Here is a 19611-nt window from a genome sequence, read left to right as displayed (position 1 = left end):
TAACTCCTTGTGCTTTATAATAAGCAGATAAGCTATATCAACCTCACTAATAAATCGATATTAGCTTAATTGATCAATTTGTTTGATTTGGTCTAACATGCTTTCCATATTATTGTAGTCTAACTGTATAGAATACGCTTTATTACCTACTTGATACGCTAAGCTTGGGAAACTATTCATACCTAACTTTCGTGTGTAGTTTAGCTCTTGTTGGAATAATTCATCGATTTTTTCTGACTGAATGTCTTGAGTAAATTGTTCTACGTTTAATCCTATTTCTTTGGCTAATTCAATTAAAGTACTTTCATCTGATGGGTTTTTAGCTTCAGTGTAATAAGCCTGTTGAATGCGGTGTGTTATTAATTCATCGTATTCAGAGCTTTGCTGGCGAGCAGCAATAACAGCACGGTTTGAAGGGTAAGTTGAACGTCTTGGCTGACAATTAGTCCAAAAATCATAATTAAATTCAGTACCAGGAATTGTCTGTTCTATTTTACGCCATGTGTTTTGTAGCATAGTTTGCATTTGTTTTGGCATAGGATCATGAGAGTCTGAAGCCAAGCCGCCAACAAATCGCTTAATGATAATTGCAGGCGGTAAACTGTTAAAAAGTTTCTTTCTAACGGGTTCAAATCCCCAGCACCAGCTACACATAGGATCATGAACATAAATAAGTATTTTATCCAAAATAAGTCCTTATGATTTAATCGCTCGGTAGCCGATATGAAAATTAATTGTTACAGATTAAACTTTGCTAATTAATAGATTAAGTTCTTTTTTAGCTAAGTAGTTTTCCATTTTTGAGCGTAATAGTTTATAAAGCAGAATTGAGCCATCAATCTCTTCTTTACGATTGGTTAAACTTTCAATATTTAAGCCTAAAGGTAAGTCGTAAGGTAATATAGCATCTAAAATTTGCTGTAAACTGTTTGAACAAATACGGATAGATTCATATAACGAGTTGTTAGCATTTAGTATACGCAAACTTGTTGCCTCAGGAACACTTACACCTAACCAATCAATAAATTCTAACGTTTTTTGACTACCACAAGGTGAAAAAGTCAATATTAAACGCTGTGGTTTTAAGCCTTGCTCTTTACATTCAATGGCATAGCGAGTCAGCATATCAATTGTTGCTTGTGGGTTATAAATCGCTTGTGAGATAAAAAAGTTACAACCTTGTTGGTGTTTCTCAATTAATCTTTGGTGTTCATTACCTTTACTTACGTGGCGTTCAGCTATGGTTACACCACCAATAAAAAAATTATTTTCATTGCAAACTAGTGTGTTGTAAGCATTTTTTAAAGAAAGAGATATCGTGTTGTTTTTAGATGGACTGCCCACTAACACGATATCTTTAACGCCATATTTTTCCCAAGCTTCACTTGCCCACAAATTAAAGTCGTCAGCGTTTGATTGAACAACACTTTTATAAGTAATCACTGGGCGATTAGACTTTTTGTTTAACAGTGATGAATATAATCGAGGATCATGGGTCGATTTAAAAGGAAACGGTCGTGGTTTATTCGTGCGTGAGTTTTCATCTTGAATGTCGTATACAATTAAACCATCAAAATCTATATCGCTTACACGCTCTAATAATTTATTTGCTATGCTTTCAACTTCTTCAAGTGGTGTGTCACTTTTAGGAGGAGTTGTACCAATAAAATAAACACCTCGGTGAATATCGTTGTATCGTGCTTTTAATTCAGATTCTGTTTTCACAAGTTAAATTCTTTTATAGACGTTTAGACGTCTATATAGTCTTACAGTTTCTAAAATTTGTCAAGGTTCATTCATCGAGTTAATGCATTAATTGGATATTAGCTATGTGTTTTTAAGTGTCAGAGTTATGCGATTTACTTTTGATACTGATATTATTTGTTGTAATGACAACTAGAACCTACAGTAGAGTAAAGAAAGGTAATGGAAAAAAGCAGGGTTGATAAATTTATAAGCTCCGCATTAGCTATTAATAAACGAGACGTTAAGCTGCTTTTAGCGCAGAATAAAGTTGAAGTAGATGGGGTTGTTATTACTGATGCGGCCCTCCAAATAAATAAGTTCTCGTTTATAAAAGTTAGCGATAAGGTCTTACAAGATTATAAACCATCCTACATTATGCTGAATAAGCCTATAGGTGTGGTAAGTGCGACTAAAGATAAGCTTCATAAAACGGTAATCGACTTATTATCTTTTTCATTTAAAGAAGATCTACATATTGTTGGTCGTTTAGATCTCAATACTTCAGGTTTAATGCTCTTAACTAACGACAGTAGTTGGTCTGAACGTTTAACATTACCCAACAGTAAAGTACCTAAAGTGTATCATGTTACCTTAAAAAACAAATTAACAAGCGATTACATTGAGGCTTTTAAACAAGGTATGTATTTTGGCTATGAAGATATAACAACAGAACCCGCTGAACTCACTATTGAATCTGACTATATTGCTCGAGTTATTTTAATGGAAGGAAAGTATCATCAAATTAAGCGCATGTTTGGCCGTTTTCAAAATCAAGTTATGGCGTTACATCGCAGTAAAATAGGGAGTTTGTTATTAGATGAAAATTTACAAGCTGGCGAAAGCCGCGAATTAACGGCTGATGAAGTAAAAAATATTTTTAACCGATAAACTATTGTTATTTAAATCAACATAAACATAGCTTACTCACCATACACAGGGCCTTTCAATTCAAGCTGAGTTAAATATACGCGTAATTCAAATTCTAATTGATGATAATTAGGCAACATGTGCTCGCAGAGCTTATAAAACGGCTTATCATGATTTTTTTCTTTTAAGTGTGCTAATTCATGCACCACTATCATTTGTAAAAAAGGCTCTGGAGCGACTTTAAACATACTACCAACTCTTAACTCATTTTTACTTTTTAGCTTGCTACCTTGTACCCTAGACACATAAGTATGTAATCCTAACGCATTATTAATCACGTGAATTTTATCATCGTACTTTATTTGACTTAAAGGATTCGATTTTTTCAAATATTGATTTTTTATATTCATTACATATTCCCTCAAGGCTTTATCATTATAAATCGTATGAGGGGTAGGGTATTTATTGAGTAAAAACGTTTTTAACGTGTTCTCATTCAACATTATTTGAATTTTATCTTTAATCTCAGGTGAGTATGCAGAAAGGTATTTTAATGGCGTAGTCATAATAAATTATTTAGCTTAAAACTTAGCAGCATTATATGTTTTATATTAACAACTATCTATGTGGCTTACATGTTTTCAGAATCAAAAATAGGTATAATCTCGCCGTTCTAAGTTGGCTAGTAAATTAATAAATAAAATGAGTTGTTTAAAATGAGTAAAAAAGGATACGCATGCATTGGATTATTTAATCCTAAATCACCAGAGAACGTAGGATCAGTGATGCGAGCTTCAGGTTGTTACGGTGTACATTCGGTTTATTACACAGGTAAACGATACGATTTAGCTAAAGCGTTTTACACCGATAAAAATAAAGTTCATTTAGACATTCCATTAATTGGTGTTGAAGACTTAAAAAATACCATTCCATTAGATTGTGTGCCAGTAGCCGTTGAATTGGTTGAAGGGGCTAAATCGCTAGTTAACTATAAACATCCACCTAGAGCTTTTTACATTTTTGGCCCAGAAGATGGCACGTTAAAAAAACACATTACTGATTTTTGTCGAGAAACTATTTATATACCCACTAATGGTTGTATGAACTTAGCGGCAACTGTAAATGTTATTTTGTACGACAGAATGGCAAAAGGTGATGATTTTTCTAATCATTAATGCGATTGGTATAAAAATAAGAGATAAAAAAATCCCCATTAAAAACTTAATGGGGACCAAGAATTACAGCGAACAATGAATTCTTAATAGGGAAACTCTGAATTGATATTTAACCTGAACTTGGCTTAACAAATGCTTCTCTAGCAGCTATTTTTCCTAATTTCTGCGTTAAATTTACTTGCAATAGACCAGCTATTGACGCGAAATTTGCCTTGAATCAAGAAAAACTATCAAGCTAGAGGCTCAATAAAAATATTTTTTGTTATATATATTTCAATTTGTTAAACATCTCTTAAACCGAGTTAAGGTTATTTAGTTATTGAAGCTAGTTCTAATGTAACTTGCTCAATACCTTCTTTAGCAATGCGTTGACTTAACTCTGCTTGCTTACTTGAAAGTAATGAAATTCCTTCAACAACCATGTCGTATGCTTTCCATTCAAGTGTTTTTGGGTTTTTACGTAACTTAAAATTAATATCAATAGTAGGACGGTTACCATCAATAATTTGTGTGCCAACAGAAACTATTTTTTGACCTTCAGTACTTTTTTCTTTCTCAAAAATAACTTTTTGGTTTTTATACTGCGTTAAAGCATTAGCATAAGTGCGTATTAAATATTGACGTATAGAAACTACAAAATCTTCTCGTTGCTCTTTAGATGTAGATCTTAAGTTTTTACCTAAAATCTTATAAGCAGCATATTTATAATCGATATGAGGCATAAGTTCTTCATCAACAATGTTTCTCATTAGATCTGGGAACTTCTCAATTTCTTGCTGGTTATTAGCAATGCGCGTAAATAAATTATTACCGACACTTTCTATTACTTTATATGGAGAAACTTCAGCAGATAAAACAGAGGCACTAATAAATAGTGTAAAAACAAATGAGAAAATAGAAATTAAGTTTTTCATGGATGCGCCTTAATAACGGTAAATTTATATTGTAGTAATACTAGCATACCGACCGCTCGGTCTGCTAGTAATAAAAAGTAATTTGTATATATTTTTATGTTATAGATACTAAGGTTTAAATAACGTTAACTGTGTTTTAAGTTTCTTAGGTATTTACATAGCTCGTTCATAACATGTTCAAATAACTCTTTATTTCGCGAGCTTTTACTTAAACTGGTTGAACCATGAAAGGTAGAAACGATAAAGTAAGAGACCTGACTATAGTCAATATCATTTCGAAGTTGTTTTTCTATTTTACGTAAACTATCTGAAATAAGTTGATTAAGCTGTAGTTGCAGATCTAAAATTCGTAGTCTGAAACCTTCATCAACCCCAGCCATTTCTTGGCATAAATTGTTAAGTGGGCAACCACATATCAATTCATCGCAGCTCATATTTACACTCATTTCACTGAAAAACGCACAAAGACCTTCAATAGGATCTTCGTTGTTTACAGCGGGTAACCAAGTGTTTAAAAACATTGGTGTATATATTTCTTCAAATACGGCATACCCTAATTCCATTTTATTAGCAAAATGGTGATATAAAGCACCTTTAGATATTTCACATCTGTTTAAAATTACTGACAAACTTGTAGCGGTGAAACCATGTTTATGAATTTCATCAGCGCTAACATCTAATATTTTTTGTCTGGTTTGCTCTGCGTCTCTCATATTTACAACCTAATTTACATTTAAAATGTATACGAATATCGAGTACAACTTAAACCTATGTTAACAGACCACTTGGTCGGTTGTAAAATAAATGTGAAATGTTACGTGTCAATTATAAAATACTTATTAATTTTAATGGCCTTAACTTGATTTATTTACATTTATAGCTGAGTATTCGATACATATTTATTTCTATAAAAACAAGGATGTTATTTATGTTCAAAAATTTATTCCCTTTCTTTTTCTGTCTCTTTTTATCCCCTGTTTTAATGGCTAAAAATGCTAGTGTTCCATTAGAATATTTTAATCAAATGCCTATGGTTGAAATTCCTACAATATCTCCAGATGGTAAAAATATTGCGGTAATACTCAATCAAGGAGAAAATACACAAGTTGCTATTTTTCCTTTTGATGATAAAAGTAAAATGAAGGTCGTATTACAATTAGGAGCCAAAAAATATCGCTTACATCAACTTAATTGGGCAAATAATGAAAGGCTACTTATTGAAGTGTCACAACCATTATATATCGATGACTGGAATGTTCGAGTTAGAACGAATCATTTATATTCAGCAAACTTAGATGGTAGTGATGTTTTTGAATTAAGAAAAAGATCAAAAAGTAAAAAGAAACAAGATTTTTATCGAAACAGTCCTGATTTATTAAGCTTATTGCATAATGATGAAAAGCATATTTTAGTGACAATAAGAGATCCTAGAGATAATAACTACTCTTCAATATTTAAAGTAAACGTTACAAATGGCGAGTTTGAAAAATATATACCTAACAAAAATCGAATAGTTTCATGGGGAGTAACTCCTTCAGGCGAGGTGTTATTGGGCATTGGGGTTGATGATAATTATAAAAAAAAGACAAGGTATATATATGTTCGTAAAGATGTAAATTCTGATTGGCTAATGGTTAAATCTTATGAGGCCTACAAGACAGAGACGTTTGAACCAATATTGTTTGAACCAGAAAAAGATTCTATTATTGTATTGTCTGATTATAAGTTCAATAAAAAAGCCCTTTGGCGTTTTAATATTAAAACATCCGAATATACATTAATTGCTGAAGCTCCTGAAAACTTAGATGTATCTGGGCCAATAATAAAACGATCTGGAAATATTAAAAAATTAATAGGGTTTACATATAATAATAATTTTATAAAGCGTGTTTATTTTGATGAAAACAGTAATCAGTTAGCTTTACAAATTAGTCAGATTTTTGAAAAAAACAATTTAAAAGCAAACCTTTATGATTGGAGCGAAAGTAAAACAAGGTATTTGATTTATGCCGTTAGCGATAAATCACCAGGTAAGTTTTTTACTTATGATAAAGTTAAGAAAAAACTAAGCGTATGGTATTCGCAATACCCTGATTTAGAAAATGCTAAATTAGCAAGTGTTCAGCCTATTGATTTTGTAGCAAGGGATGGTCTAAAACTCCATGGATATTTAACTTTACCTGATAATGTTACAAATCCCCCTGTTGTTTTATTTCCACATGGTGGTCCTTTTGCAAGAGATAGTCAATATTTTGATCCGTTTGTACAAATGTTTGCGAGCAAAGGATATGCTGTACTTCAGGTTAATTATAGAGGCTCTACTGGATATGGTAATGCGTATCGTACGGCTGGTTATCACGAGTGGGGCGGTAAAATGCAAACCGACTTGATTGATGCATTTAATTGGTTGAAGCAAAGTAAAAGGGCTAATACTGATAAAGCATGTATTGTTGGCGCTAGCTATGGTGGGTATGCAGCACTCACGGCAGGATATCAAACTCCAGATCTGTTTAAGTGTATTGTAAGCATTGCAGGAACCGCAAATATGGAACTGACTTTAGCTGATTGGAAAAAATGGGGGAATAGGAACTATATAGATAATGCAGTTACTGAAGATGAAGCTGCCTTTGAAAGGTTATCTCCCGTCAATCATGCTAAAGAGTTTAAAACTCCCGTACTATTAATTCACGGAAAGGTAGATACCGTTGTTAGTTATTATCAATCTAAAGACATGTATGATGCATTGAAACATTCGAAAAAAGATGTTGAGATTCAAGTGTATGAATATGGAACTCATAATTTAGATGACGCGGTCAATAGGCAAGACGCGATGAAATTAATCTCAGAGTTTTTAGATAAATATTTAGGTTGAAAATAGTATAAAAATTAATTAAAACGAAGGGGGGGTAAAGTGCTCCCTTTCGTTTTAATTCACCTTTATTATTTATTTTGAGTTGATATCCACATATTGTTTATACCACTCGGTTTCGCTACATAAGTCTTTAACTGATTCCACTCTGTCAATAAAAGTTAATCCATCTAAATGATCCATTTCGTGCTGAAAAATACGCGCTAAAAAGCCAGTTAATTCTTTATTATGCTTATTTCCCTTTAGGTCAAAATAGCTAACGTTAATGATTTTATACCGAGGAACTAAGCCTCTTATTGATGGCACGCTTAAACAGCCCTCCCAATCTTTTTCTTGTTCTTTGCTGGTAGTTAATATTTCTGGATTAATAATAGCGGTTGGTTCCATAAGCGGAGCTTCAGGATAGCGTTTGTTGGGCTTTGAACACATAATAAATATACGTTGGCTAATATTGATTTGAGGTGCTGCAATACCTACACCTCCTGCTTTAGCTACTGTGGTTAGCATTATATCAATGGTCTGTTGAGTGGTGTCAGATAGTATGTTTTCAACAGACGGTGCTATTTGAGCTAGAACAGGATTACCTAGTTGGAGAATTTCAACGGAGTTATTCAAGTTATTAATCCTTTTCGTATAATTAAAAAATTTTATTGGCCCATCGAGTTAATCCTGCCGTTACACTACCAAAATTATCACCTAATACTATGGGCGTATCTTTAAATTGCTTCTTGAAAAATTCATTAAGTACAGGAGACTGTGCGGTACCACCTGTAACAAATATTACGTCGGGTTGATGGCCTGATTGGGCTACCGCTTCATGCATTAAATGAGCAATACCTTTTAGTTCGCGGGCTATGCCTGCAAGTAATGTGTCTTTAGTTACTATGCTTTTTAACGAATTATCTAAGTCAGTAAGCTCAATCGTATGTTCGTCATAATCAGTTAAACCAATTTTAGCCTGTTCTGCACCATTAACGAGTCGATAACTGAGTTTTTCTTGTTGTACTTTAAGTAGTCTACTTATTAGCTCTGGCTGTTGTGCATCACGTATTAATTCTTTAAGGAAACGTTGATTTTCACTACTGTAAAATTCACTTTGTTCATTAATTTTATTAATAGCCAGTGCTTGGTAAAAGGAGTTTACTGGCATAGGTTTGCCAGACTTCAAAAAACTTTTAAGTCCTAACTCGGGCATTATTCCCGTTAATGCTAAACCAATATCAAAGTCGTTACCGCCAATGCGTTCACCGCAATGCCCAAGTAAATGATGAGTCCTATTATCGAGATCACATAAGTTTGGTCCCATCAATAGCATTGAGCAATCAGTTGTTCCACCGCCTATATCAACAACAAGCACTTTAGTTTCTTTACTTAAAGTCGATTCAAATTCAAAACCAGCGGCAACAGGCTCATATTGAAACTCTACATCTTTAAATCCTACACGTTTAGCTGCATTAGTTAATACGGTGATCGCTTGTTGGTTGCTTTCTTCGCCTTTTAAGCCTTGAAAGTTAATAGGACGACCAATAACTGTTTGAGTTATTTCTCTACCTAATGATTGTTCCGTTAAGTTTTTTATATTTGCCATCATAGCGGCAACAATATCTTCAAATAATTGTACTTGCTGAGGATATAAGCCACTTGCTCCTAAAAAGGATTTAGGTGACTTAATGTAATAACCTTCTTCGGGGTCGGCTAAATAAGCCTGTAATGCTTGTTGACCAAAAAACAAGTCAGATGAAATGCCATCTTGTTTTAACTCTCGTAAAACACTGTTACTCTTTTGTAGTTGAACTTTACGCTGTGCTTGAAATAATACTTGCTCTTCTTCGGTCAACTGTTTGAGAAGCCAACTTACAATAACTTCTCTGCTTGGTGCATATAAAGTAGAGGCAACATATTTTCCGTGTTCGTTTAAAGATAATATAGATGGAACACCGTTTTGCATTACGCCCACTGCGCAATTTGATGTGCCGTAATCAAAACCGATCATATGCTGTACCTACGTTTAAAAAATCGCGTAGGATACTGATGATATGTAGTATGTGCAAGTGAGAATTAATGCTTAGCCGTATTAGCTTAGTTTTGTTGAGGATCAGAATGAATAAAATTATTCATGAATATTAAAAAATTTACTAAAAATAAAAGGGAACAAAATGCGTTCATTACTTATTTTATCTTTAATCTTGTCTGTGTTTAGTGCTCAAGCATATCAAGATACAGCAAGTTATAAAAAGTCTATTGATGAAAAAATAGAAAAGATGAAAAAGAAAAAATCTTCTTGGACTTCGGAAGAAAAACAAATGATGCAAGATGCTAGCGATAACCTAGCAAAAGCATTGCCTAATCCGGGTATTCAAGTAGGAGAAAAAGCCCCAAGCTTTTCTTTAAAAAACTCACAAGGTGAAAACATTACTTTAGAAGGTGCATTAGCTAAAGGTCCTGTCGTTTTAGTGTTTTACCGTGGAGCATGGTGCCCATACTGTAATATGCAGTTGCGTTCATTAAAAGAGAACTTACCCGAGTTTGAAAAATATAATGCACAACTAGTTACTATTACTCCTCAAACACCTGATAAATCAGAAGCGCAATTTAAGAAAGAAGGTTACCCGTTTGAAGTGTTAAGCGATTTAGACTATCAAGTTATGAAAGACTACAAATTGTATTTTGAAGTTCCTAAGGCCTTGGTTGAATTATACAAAAAGCATGGTTTAGATTTAGAAGACTTTAATGGGGAAGGTCGTACGGCATTACCAGTGCCTGGTACCTTTGTTATTGACACTAAAGGAATAGTGAGAGCTATGACAGCACAAACAGATTATAAAGTTCGTATGGAATCGGCTGATATTATTAAGGCATTGTCTGAACTTTAATAATATAATTTTTATTAGAAAAAAATCTTATATAAAACGCTTTTTAGGTAAACTAAAAAGCGTTTTTGTTTTTAGAGTAAAAAAATGAAATATATCTATATACTTCTTACCTTGATGAGCTTTTTAAGTGCTGGCGCTGATACGTTAAAGCCTTTTACAAGTGATGGTTGCAGTGCTTTTCCGGATGGAACTTTGAAACAGCAGAAGCTTTGGTTAGCATGTTGTGAAAAACATGATTTTGATTATTGGAAAGGTGGCACTTTTGATCAACGTATGGCATCTGATCTTGAATTAAAGCGCTGTGTCACTAAAGTTGGCAAGCCTAAAATTGCAATGTTGATGTTATCAGGGGTAAGAGTTGGAGGTACTCCCTATTTACCCACAAGTTTTAGATGGGGATATGGTTGGCCTTACCCTAAAGGATATGGAGAATTAACATTAGAAGAATTGGCACAAGTTGAAAAACTATCAAAACTTATATACCCGTAACCATTCAAGATGCAGGTTTCAGTGGGAACTAAAAACAATTTAGGCACATATTTTACGTTCCAAACAAAATCTAAGGTCTACATCCATGTAGGAACCTGACTAAAATTAATAACGTAGCATAAATTGTTTTTAGACCCATCGAAGAAGCGCTTGAGCAAAATCACTTCTTCGTTAATGCTTTTTATAAGGGAGTAACCATTATTACAAAGCATTGCCTTGAATTGATATCGCTCAAGCACTCTGAAATAGCCTCTTGAGTGGTAACAGGTATAGTGATTAAGAATAAAAACTTATCATTAGAAAATGAGTAAAATAGTTTGTTAAGACTCATTATTGACCCAACGAGGACAATATACTCTTGATCGGGGATTAAATATTATTAATAAGCAAAATAACTTAACGCGAACGGAGGTTATATAGTAAGATAATAAGAGTATTATTATATACTTACTGCTGGAAGTGTTTAGGTATTAAAAGGACTTTTTCATTGAAAAAACGTACCTTCATCTTATGGAAATGCGAATTAATATTTTTTAATTAGTGCTAGAGATTTAATGACTTATACAAAAAACATATTTATTTATTGTATCTTATTATCATTACTCTTTCTGAGTAGTTATTCGTTTAGTGATGAAGTAAATAAAGTTACTGTAATATACCCTGATGTAAACGCTCCTTACGATAAGATATTTTCTCAAATAATTGAGGGGGTTAGAGCAGAATTTAAAGGTGAAATTATTACATTAAAACTCTCTCGTACCTTTGATAGTCAGCAAGTTTCAAAAAACATTTCAACAAAACAAGTTATTGCTCTTGGTAAACGCGGAATGAGTATTGCTAAAGAAATCTATCAAGACAAATCTGTAGTAATAGGCGCCTTACCCTTAATAGCTAATCATTTATCAGGTGTTAGTTTGATGGCTTCACCTAGTGCATTGTTTAACTCTCTAAATGAATTAGCTCCCCAAATAAAAGTAATAAACGTTGTATATAGCAAGTCTTCTGCTTGGTTGATTGAAGAAGCAAAAGAAGAAGCCAAAAATAAAGGATTAACATTAAAAGCTATTCATGTAGATGATTTGAAAATGGCAGTTCAAACATACAATGATTTATTTGAAAAAACTAAAACAGAAAATATCGCCATTTGGCTGCCTTTAGATCCTATAACGGCTAATGAAAAAATTATTGTGCCCACAATACTCGAAAAAGCTTGGGAGAAGAAAATTGTCGTTTTTTCGAGTAAACCAACTCATGCCAAACGAGGTGCATTATTTTCTGCACTGCCAGATAATGAAAACTTAGGTAAGCAACTCGTTACCTTGATGCAAACCTTAAAAAGCAATAAGAAGTCGGCTGTGGTTAAACCATTAAATACTATTCAACTTGCGGTAAACTTACGTACTGCTGCTCACTTAGGTTATAACTACCAACCTAGTGTCGTATCAGACTTTGCTTTGATTTTTCCTAAGTAGGCTATATGGATAACGTGAAACCGTCAAAATTATCTGAGCGCAGTATAAAAGCGCAAGTTATCATTTTCATCGTTATTGCTATTACCTTAATGATCTTTGTACTGAGTTGGGTAACGTCGTCTGGGGTTAATCAACAATACCGCCAATTAATGCTAAAAAATGCGATGCAAATAACTGATGGATTAGCGAAACAAGCGGTATTTTCTGTTTTATCCGGTTCAGAACAAAATGCTCAAGAAGCTATGGAGCAAGTGCAAGGTTTTGAGTCAGTTTCTGCAGCGCGTATTTTGTCAGACAATTACGAACCATTTATTAGCCGAGGTGAATTTCCTGAAAGTATTCAAGCGGGACATTCTCATTTACTTAGTAGTAATATTTCAGTTGAAACCGATGATTTCTGGTTTATAACTTCTCCTATACTTATAAAAATAGAAAATAATGATGATGAAAGTAGTGAACTTGGTTTTGAGCAGACCCAAGTTGCTAATGAAGTTATCGGCTATGCAGAAGTTCTTTATAGTAAATCTCACCTAATTGAGGCGCAAACCCAAGTTACACTTCTTATTGCTTTAGTTGGTTTAATCTCAATCGTTATTTTGAGTATTGTTTTACATTTTGGATTAGTAAAATTATTCATACCTCTACGTAATTTAGCTGTAACCATGCAGCTAGCTGAAACTACGGGGGAATATGTGTTTGCTGAAAATACGGGTGCTAAAGAAATTAAAAGCATGGCGCATGCCTTTAATAGCATGATGAGAGTATTGAAAAAACAAGAAAACGATATAAAGCTTCATAGAGATAGGCTTGAAAGCGAAGTCAAAGTAAGAACGTCTGAATTAATTGAAGCCCGAGATGCAGCACTGACGGCAAGTCGTCATAAATCTGAATTTATCGCGAACATGAGTCATGAATTACGTACACCCATTCAATCTATTATCGGGTATGGAGAGCTAGTTACAGAAGAATTAGAGCTGGAAGGGCAGTTTGAGTTAATTGATGATATGGACCGTATCGCTAAAAACTCTCAACGATTGCTCAATATGATTAATAGCTTGTTGAATTTAGCTAAAGTTGAATCAGGTAAAGTTGATGTAAGTATTTCAGAAGTAGACCTTGAAGCATTAATTTTAACGATTAGTGATACCATTTCACCTTTAGCATTGAGCAACAATAATACATTTTTAATTGTTCAAAACCAAAAGGTCAGCACGCTTCAAACAGACAAAGAAAAAGTTGAACAGGTACTTATTAATTTATTGAGTAACGCCTGTAAATTTACTGAAAATGGCGAAATAACCTTCACTGTAAGTAGTTCTAAAGATTTCATCGAATTTACTGTAAAAGATTCAGGCATAGGGCTAACGAAAGAACAGCAAATCTATATTTTTGAAGAGTTTCGCCAAGTAGACTCTAGTCAATCTAGAAAGTTTAGTGGAACAGGGCTTGGGTTAGCCATTTCAAAAGGTTTTGTTGAACTCATTGATGGTACTATAAGAGTAGAAAGTGAGTTAGGTAAAGGGTCTGTGTTTGTTGTTAAGTTACCTACCCAAGTTATCGAGTAGGTACACACATATTCGTATTATGTGACAGTTCTAAATGCTTTACCTGTATAGGTAACATCTTCAGTTTTTAAAGGAGAGAAACCGCCTTTAATTCTCTCTTTAGTGTCGGTATAGCACGCGGTAACACCGCTAATAACAACAGAGGAAAAAATTCGGTAGACTTCTTGAGGGCTGTAACCTTGATCTGATAAAAAAGCGGAAACATAACCATTTACATTCATGGTTTCCTCAAACCTTTTGTTCAGCTGCTCTTCTATTTTATAGGCTAATGAAAGGTGCTCCCCAATACTAAAGTTCAAATCTTTAGTTACCTTTTCCATAGCGGGTATGCGCTCATCACCTTTAGCTATAGGTCTTATATAGCCCATTAAATATGGTTTTCCACCATTTTTCTTTACTTCATTTGTTATGAAGTCATCAATGGATAATCCTTTTGTTATTTCTTGATACGCTCGTTGAATAAATTTAACTCCGCTAATAAGAGGTTTTATACCATATGATTTAGAGTCTGCCGCTAATACACCTAAAGTGGATGCTGCAACTGAAGTTGTTCTCGCGCTTCCTGCTAAGGCTCCAATTCTGTTACACCATATTCTAGGGTCTGGCCAACTCAAACAAATATGTATTGCTTCAATCCAATCAGCCAATGCTTTAGAGGGAAGACGTCCAGTTGCGTTCAATATTACCACTTGCATATAGCTAGTTTTACCAACAAGGTCTTCCATCATGTCGTAACCACAACATTGAACACCTTCCCCTAGTTTCCAACCACCTCGCGCGCTTACTATACGGCCATGATAATATTCCCAGTCTTGATAATTATTCATTATGTAATTTCTCAATTGTGTAGGCTTCATCAGTTTCAAATACCATAGAAGTTAAGGGCTTGTTGCTATATTCTAAGCCGTGCGCTAATAACCCAGGGGCTGCGAATAGTTGCATTACAGAGGCGCCTTGGCGTGGTTGAAAGCCTAAGTCTGCTAATATTGCTGCACATATACTGGCTTTAGTTATGCCTATATTTTCATTATATATAAGAGATTGTAGTTGGTATAACCAAGAAAATACTTTTCCATCGTTGGCATAAGGCACTAGCTTTTCAAGAAGCGTATTAGCATAAGTATCAGCATCACCATAATGTTGAGTAATACTGGGGATTTTTTCTTGTAAAGCTTCTTCTTTTACTTCTTCCGCGGGTTTTCTAGCATATTTTCTAAATAAACGAATAGTGGCTTCTATTTCACCAGCACCATCAAATGTACCACCATAAATACCTAAGGAAATAGGAAGGATATTTACAGTATCTGATTTTCCTACACCTGCAATAATGCTGGCTTGAGCCGCAGGGTGACGTACACCTGGGTTAATTAGTGCGATAGCCAGTTTGTTAAACAATATACTCTGCTCCTTTGAGGGAAGCTCTCCTCTAAGGAGCAAAAAAATAACATCAGCAAAGTTACAGTTTTCTAATAGATCTAAATGGTCGTATCCATGTATAAATTGTTTATCAACTAAATATGGATTGTGTTCAGGTGGTTGCTCTAGGGTGATTTTAGTTTCTATTTTTACAGAAAATTGTTCACCACGAGATTTTACGTCACTAAAAGATGATTTCATTAGAATGTGTACCTAAGTTCAGTATGTAAATAACGTTCAGATAAAGGAAGGTCGTTTGGAATGTTTACAGTTGAGCCATTATTAAATGAAGGCTCTCTAGCGTCTTTATCGAAAATGTTTTTAGCAATTATGGCTAGCTCAATAGGGGTATCGTCACTTTTCCAACGCATACTGATATCACTCGTCCAATAATCAGAAATATCATCACGGGGATCGTCAAAGCTGCGTAACCTGTTTTTGACAAAATTATTTTTCATATTCAGTAGAAGAGTATCGCTGATATTCCAATTAATTTGAGTGAACATTTGCTGTTCAGGTACATTAGCAACTTTGGTATTAGTATTCTTGTTTTCTGCTTTAGAAATAGAGTAATTGGCTGAAATACTAATGCTATTGGTAAGTTTCCAGTTAATTTCTAATTCGCTACCATACGCTATTTGTGTACCAAAATTTTGAGCTGTATTACCATTTTGATTAGGAATATATTGGATGATATTATCCCATTCATAGTAGTAAAAACTTAAAATAGCGCCAAAACCTGAGCCTGGGTGATAGTCAAAAGCGAGTTCGGTGGTTTCAATAACTTCAGGTTTTAAATCAGGATTACCTAAAGCAACGGGGTTATTAATATTCCCTATATCAGCATAGGAAGGAGCTCTAAAAGCTTTGCCATAGAGAAGTTTTGTAGATAGGTTTAAGTTGGTAGACCACACTAAAGCTAATCGAGGATTAGTTGTATTCCCAAAATCAGAATAGTTGTCATATCTAATTCCTGCGGTTAATTCCCAATCATTGGCAATACTCCATAAATCTTGAACAAATATATATTTATTGGTTCGATCTGTTTCACGTAAAAAAACGTAAGGAGTATCAGATACGTCAACTAATGGGCTATTAGGGATGATAAATTCACCATTAGGTCCTAATGCAAAATTTTTAGTTTCTTGTGTTCGGTATAGGTCGCTATAAAAATACCCGACACCTAATGTTAGTGTATGTTTTTCAATACCATTATAAATTGAAGATATATTTACTCTACTTTGCTGTTCCCAATTTTCGGGGTTACCAATCACCCCGTCTTTAAAGGGAGCCCCTAATCCAATATCTGCGCCTTTGGGGTAAATTAAATAATTATTTTTAACTTGTTGGGATGTGTTGAAGTAGCTTGCTTGCGCATTTAACTGCCAATTATCAGTTAAGTATTTGACGTAATTGATATCTATATTATAACGCTTACTTTCTTGTTGAGCATCTGGGTCCAATGCTTCCCCTAAGCCTGTACCAACACCTGTGTTATTTCTTAATTGGTAACCAGCTCTTAAGGTAAAATCTAAATAATTAATTTCTGTTCTTATATCGATGTTTTCGGTGCTTAAATTTAATTTCCCTGGGGCATTGCTGACATTAGTATTAAATACATTATCTAATAAGGTTTGCGCATCTTGTTCTATAACTTTATCGGATCCATCTGTTTTATGGTATTCAACTATCGCTGAATATTTTAGGTCTTGCTGTTGGCCTGATATATTGAACCAAGCATCATTTGTTGAATTAGTGCCTAACCTAACCGAAATTTCGTTTTTTTGAATATTGTCAGCATTTTTCGTTATGATGTTAATAACACCCGAAAATGCATCAGCGCCATATATAGCAGAGCCGGGCCCGCGAATAACTTCTATACGCGCTATGGCTTCAACAGGCATTCCACCCCAAACTTGGCCTCTATCTCCTACAAAGTTATTAGTGATTGGAATACCATTAACCAACATTAACACTTGAGAATTATAGGAACTATGTACGCCTCTGAAGCTATAAATAGGGTTGTAACCAACAGCGTTTCTAGATACATGTAAACCAGGTACTGCTTCTAATACTTCATCTATATCAGTAGCCCCCATATTTTTAATTTGTTGACTGGTAAATACACTGGCGACAGCAGGGGCTTTATATATTTGTGTTTTTATTCCTGTTGCTATTTCAACCAACTCTTCACTGCCGTAAAAATCTACAAAATAATCATCGTTCTCTTCTAGGTCATAACCTTGCGCAAATACATTGGGGACTACTGAAAATGCAGCTAATAAAGAAAGGGTGATCAATTTCATAAACAGTACAGCTTCCTGATGTTAAAAAATAGAATAAAATTAACAATATCAAATTTATACATGATAATTTTAGTGAAGTACATTATTTTAAATCTTTAAGTAATATCATCATTTCCTGTGAGGAAAACAGCGCCTTCTTGCAAGCTTTTTACGCGATCCATCATCGGAGGGATTTCGTTACTATCTATTCTTATATCTAAAACGGTGGGCACGTTTTTATTAAAAACAGCGTGAATATCTAAAGCCATTAGCTCTTGTGGTGATTCAAATATATAACCGTCAGCCCCTTGAGCTTGAGCGAGTAAAGCAAAATCAACTTGGTTCAACTTCCAGCCCACTTGCTCGGCATTACTCATTCTTTGACCAAATTTAACCATGCCGTAAGCACTATCATTAAGTACGATAAAAAGTATAGGGAGTTTATTATCAACCGCTACGCCTATTTCGTGAGAGCTCATTTGCCAAGCACCATCACCAATTAAACATACATGAGGCTTGTCGGGAGATGCCATAGCAGAACCAATTACAGCGCCCATTGACCAAGCCATACTGCCAAACCCCATGGCGATACGATAGCAACCTGAATTGTTTGAAGTCGTTAAATAGTGTGTTGCCCAAGCCCAAATATTTCCTGCATCAATAAAAAAACGTGTATCTTCGGGTAGTTGTGTGGATAGGTAACCCATGAGTCGTTGTGGTTTGATGGGAATGTCATTAGATATACATTTATGTTCGTCAATCAGTTCTGCATACCCACCTAATACATTTTTATTGCATTCTAGTTCTATACCTTCCCAAGTTCTTCGCCAGCTTTGTTGAGATATTTTATTTAATAATCTATTTACAATGCCTTTCAGGTGGCCACATACATGAAGTTTCGCCATAGGAGAGCGACTGAAGCTATCAACAGAAGAGTCAATATGAATAAGTTTCTCGTTTAATAAGTCACTACTTAAGCCACCAATACCTGTTTCAGTAATTGAGGTGCCAAAAGCAAGAATGAGTTCAATATCATCATTTTTAAAAAGCTCACGCGCAGAACTATGACCAGCATAACCGTATACACCGTAGTAAAGAGGGTGCTTTTCATTTACCCATCTTTTCCCCATGGGCCCAGACACAAAAGGGGCATTAATGGTTTCAGCTAATGCTTCAATTTGCTGGTATGCGCCAGCGCAACTATGTCCAACATATATAACAATTTTATTTACTTTGATAATTTCTTCAATCAGTTGCTCTACGGCAATTGTGTCTTCTAAAGAGGCTTTATTCATTAAGTAATTGATATGAACATTTGGATTTTCATGCCCGTAAGGCATACGCAAAACATCTGAAGGAATACTTATATGAACAGGGCCTCGTGGAGTTTGGTATGTTTCCATTAGGGCTGATATTAATTTACTTTCTAGTTGTAGTTCGTGGGAAACTAATGCGTTATATTTTGTACAGTTTCTGAATATACTAACGGTATCAATGGCTGTTTCGCTGGAGTCTTGTAAAGAACGTTTACCAAACTTGGGTAAAGCTGTTTGTGCTGTAATTACAAGCATTGATGATTTATCAACAGAGGCTGAGGCAACTCCGGTTATAAGGTTTGTTGCACCTGGGCCTGTTGTTGAGCATACAACACCTAATTTACCTGTTTCTCTAAAATAACCATCTGCCATAAATGCAGCAGCACACTCATGCCTAGCGATAACAAGTTTAGGCCCGCCATTTCTTTCTGAACGTGCTAAAGCATTTATAAAGGGTTCAATTGCGCCTCCAGGTACCCCAAAAACACAGTCAATTTTGAGTTCTTTAAGGTATGTAATGATTAGGTCTGCATAATCAAATGCATGTTCTTGAGGCGCTACTAAATTTTGGTGACTCATAATTTTCTCAGTTAAACTTACTATTAAAATACGACAATTATTTAT

Annotated in this window: 18 protein-coding genes; 7 read left to right on the top strand and 11 right to left on the bottom strand. The window is 34.5% G+C overall.

The annotated features are described in order from the left end of the window. Positions 1–60: 60 nt before the first annotated feature. Both ACM9HF_RS08545 and ACM9HF_RS08540 read right to left on the bottom strand, forming a co-directional pair. The gene (locus ACM9HF_RS08545) at positions 61–687 is read right to left on the bottom strand and encodes a DsbA family protein (RefSeq protein ID WP_473617346.1); all 627 of its coding nucleotides are present in this window, start codon (positions 685–687) and stop codon (positions 61–63) included. Positions 688–744: 57 nt separating this feature from the next. Beyond that, a complete protein-coding gene (locus ACM9HF_RS08540; protein WP_473617343.1) occupies positions 745–1725 on the bottom strand; it encodes a methylenetetrahydrofolate reductase in 981 nt (326 codons plus the stop codon). Between the two features lie 201 nt (positions 1726–1926). Here ACM9HF_RS08540 and ACM9HF_RS08535 point away from each other — a divergent pair, with 201 nt between their 5' ends. Further along, positions 1927–2634, top strand: coding sequence for a pseudouridine synthase (locus tag ACM9HF_RS08535; RefSeq protein WP_473617339.1), 708 nt, complete (start codon positions 1927–1929; stop codon positions 2632–2634). A 32-nt stretch (positions 2635–2666) separates the two neighbouring features. Here ACM9HF_RS08535 and ACM9HF_RS08530 read toward each other — a convergent pair whose 3' ends face one another. Then, the gene (locus ACM9HF_RS08530) at positions 2667–3179 is read right to left on the bottom strand and encodes a YgjP-like metallopeptidase domain-containing protein (protein WP_473617335.1); all 513 of its coding nucleotides are present in this window, start codon (positions 3177–3179) and stop codon (positions 2667–2669) included. 150 nt (positions 3180–3329) lie between these two features. Here ACM9HF_RS08530 and ACM9HF_RS08525 point away from each other — a divergent pair, with 150 nt between their 5' ends. Continuing rightward, positions 3330–3788 (top strand): RNA methyltransferase, encoded by a 459-nt coding sequence (locus ACM9HF_RS08525; RefSeq protein WP_473617331.1) that lies wholly within the window; start codon positions 3330–3332, stop codon positions 3786–3788. A 308-nt stretch (positions 3789–4096) separates the two neighbouring features. Here the strand turns inward: ACM9HF_RS08525 and ACM9HF_RS08520 are convergent, their stop codons facing one another. After that, a complete protein-coding gene (locus tag ACM9HF_RS08520) occupies positions 4097–4702 on the bottom strand; it encodes an MlaC/ttg2D family ABC transporter substrate-binding protein (RefSeq protein WP_473617327.1) in 606 nt (201 codons plus the stop codon). Between the two features lie 125 nt (positions 4703–4827). Beyond that, positions 4828–5415, bottom strand: a complete 588-nt coding sequence (locus tag ACM9HF_RS08515) for a TetR/AcrR family transcriptional regulator (RefSeq protein ID WP_473617324.1) — start codon at positions 5413–5415, stop codon at positions 4828–4830. 215 nt (positions 5416–5630) lie between these two features. On the opposite strand from ACM9HF_RS08515, the gene ACM9HF_RS08510 reads away from it, so the two are divergent. Then, positions 5631–7574: an alpha/beta hydrolase family protein gene (locus ACM9HF_RS08510; RefSeq protein ID WP_473617321.1), complete on the top strand. Its 1944-nt coding sequence runs from the start codon at positions 5631–5633 to the stop codon at positions 7572–7574. Between the two features lie 72 nt (positions 7575–7646). Here ACM9HF_RS08510 and def read toward each other — a convergent pair whose 3' ends face one another. Both def and yegD read right to left on the bottom strand, forming a co-directional pair. Then, positions 7647–8186: a peptide deformylase gene (gene def, locus ACM9HF_RS08505; protein ID WP_473617316.1), complete on the bottom strand. Its 540-nt coding sequence runs from the start codon at positions 8184–8186 to the stop codon at positions 7647–7649. A gap of 22 nt (positions 8187–8208) precedes the next feature. Next, the gene (gene yegD, locus ACM9HF_RS08500; protein WP_473617311.1) at positions 8209–9564 is read right to left on the bottom strand and encodes a molecular chaperone; all 1356 of its coding nucleotides are present in this window, start codon (positions 9562–9564) and stop codon (positions 8209–8211) included. A gap of 163 nt (positions 9565–9727) precedes the next feature. Between yegD and ACM9HF_RS08495 the strand changes: the two genes are divergently transcribed. The 4 genes from ACM9HF_RS08495 to ACM9HF_RS08480 all read left to right on the top strand — a co-directional run bounded on the left by ACM9HF_RS08495 (position 9728) and on the right by ACM9HF_RS08480 (position 13970). After that, positions 9728–10444 (top strand): peroxiredoxin-like family protein, encoded by a 717-nt coding sequence (locus ACM9HF_RS08495; protein ID WP_473617308.1) that lies wholly within the window; start codon positions 9728–9730, stop codon positions 10442–10444. An 84-nt stretch (positions 10445–10528) separates the two neighbouring features. Then, on the top strand, positions 10529–10933 hold the full coding sequence (locus ACM9HF_RS08490; RefSeq protein ID WP_473617305.1) for a hypothetical protein: 405 nt from the start codon (positions 10529–10531) through the stop codon (positions 10931–10933). 554 nt (positions 10934–11487) lie between these two features. Beyond that, positions 11488–12405 carry an ABC transporter substrate binding protein gene (locus ACM9HF_RS08485; RefSeq protein ID WP_473617302.1) on the top strand — a complete coding sequence of 306 codons (918 nt, stop codon included), beginning with the start codon at positions 11488–11490 and terminating at the stop codon, positions 12403–12405. 5 nt (positions 12406–12410) lie between these two features. Next, complete coding sequence (locus tag ACM9HF_RS08480; protein WP_473617300.1) at positions 12411–13970, top strand: sensor histidine kinase; 1560 nt, start codon at positions 12411–12413, stop codon at positions 13968–13970. 17 nt (positions 13971–13987) lie between these two features. On the opposite strand, the gene ACM9HF_RS08475 is transcribed toward ACM9HF_RS08480, so the two are convergent. The 4 genes from ACM9HF_RS08475 to ACM9HF_RS08460 all read right to left on the bottom strand — a co-directional run bounded on the left by ACM9HF_RS08475 (position 13988) and on the right by ACM9HF_RS08460 (position 19566). Beyond that, positions 13988–14797 (bottom strand): citrate synthase family protein, encoded by an 810-nt coding sequence (locus ACM9HF_RS08475; protein ID WP_473617297.1) that lies wholly within the window; start codon positions 14795–14797, stop codon positions 13988–13990. Next, positions 14790–15587 (bottom strand): citrate synthase family protein, encoded by a 798-nt coding sequence (locus tag ACM9HF_RS08470; RefSeq protein ID WP_473617294.1) that lies wholly within the window; start codon positions 15585–15587, stop codon positions 14790–14792. The genes ACM9HF_RS08475 and ACM9HF_RS08470 overlap by 8 nt, the downstream gene beginning before the upstream one ends. Beyond that, on the bottom strand, positions 15587–17692 hold the full coding sequence (locus ACM9HF_RS08465; RefSeq protein ID WP_473617290.1) for a TonB-dependent receptor plug domain-containing protein: 2106 nt from the start codon (positions 17690–17692) through the stop codon (positions 15587–15589). Before ACM9HF_RS08465 ends, ACM9HF_RS08470 begins: the two co-directional genes overlap by 1 nt. Positions 17693–17787: 95 nt before the next feature. Then, complete coding sequence (locus ACM9HF_RS08460) at positions 17788–19566, bottom strand: thiamine pyrophosphate-binding protein (RefSeq protein WP_473617288.1); 1779 nt, start codon at positions 19564–19566, stop codon at positions 17788–17790. Positions 19567–19611: the final 45 nt, after the last annotated feature.

It is taken from the genome of Colwellia sp. RE-S-Sl-9, from assembly GCF_048296855.1.
In the GTDB taxonomy this organism is placed as follows: domain Bacteria; phylum Pseudomonadota; class Gammaproteobacteria; order Enterobacterales; family Alteromonadaceae; genus Pseudocolwellia.
This window is presented reverse-complemented; position numbering and strand designations above follow the sequence as displayed.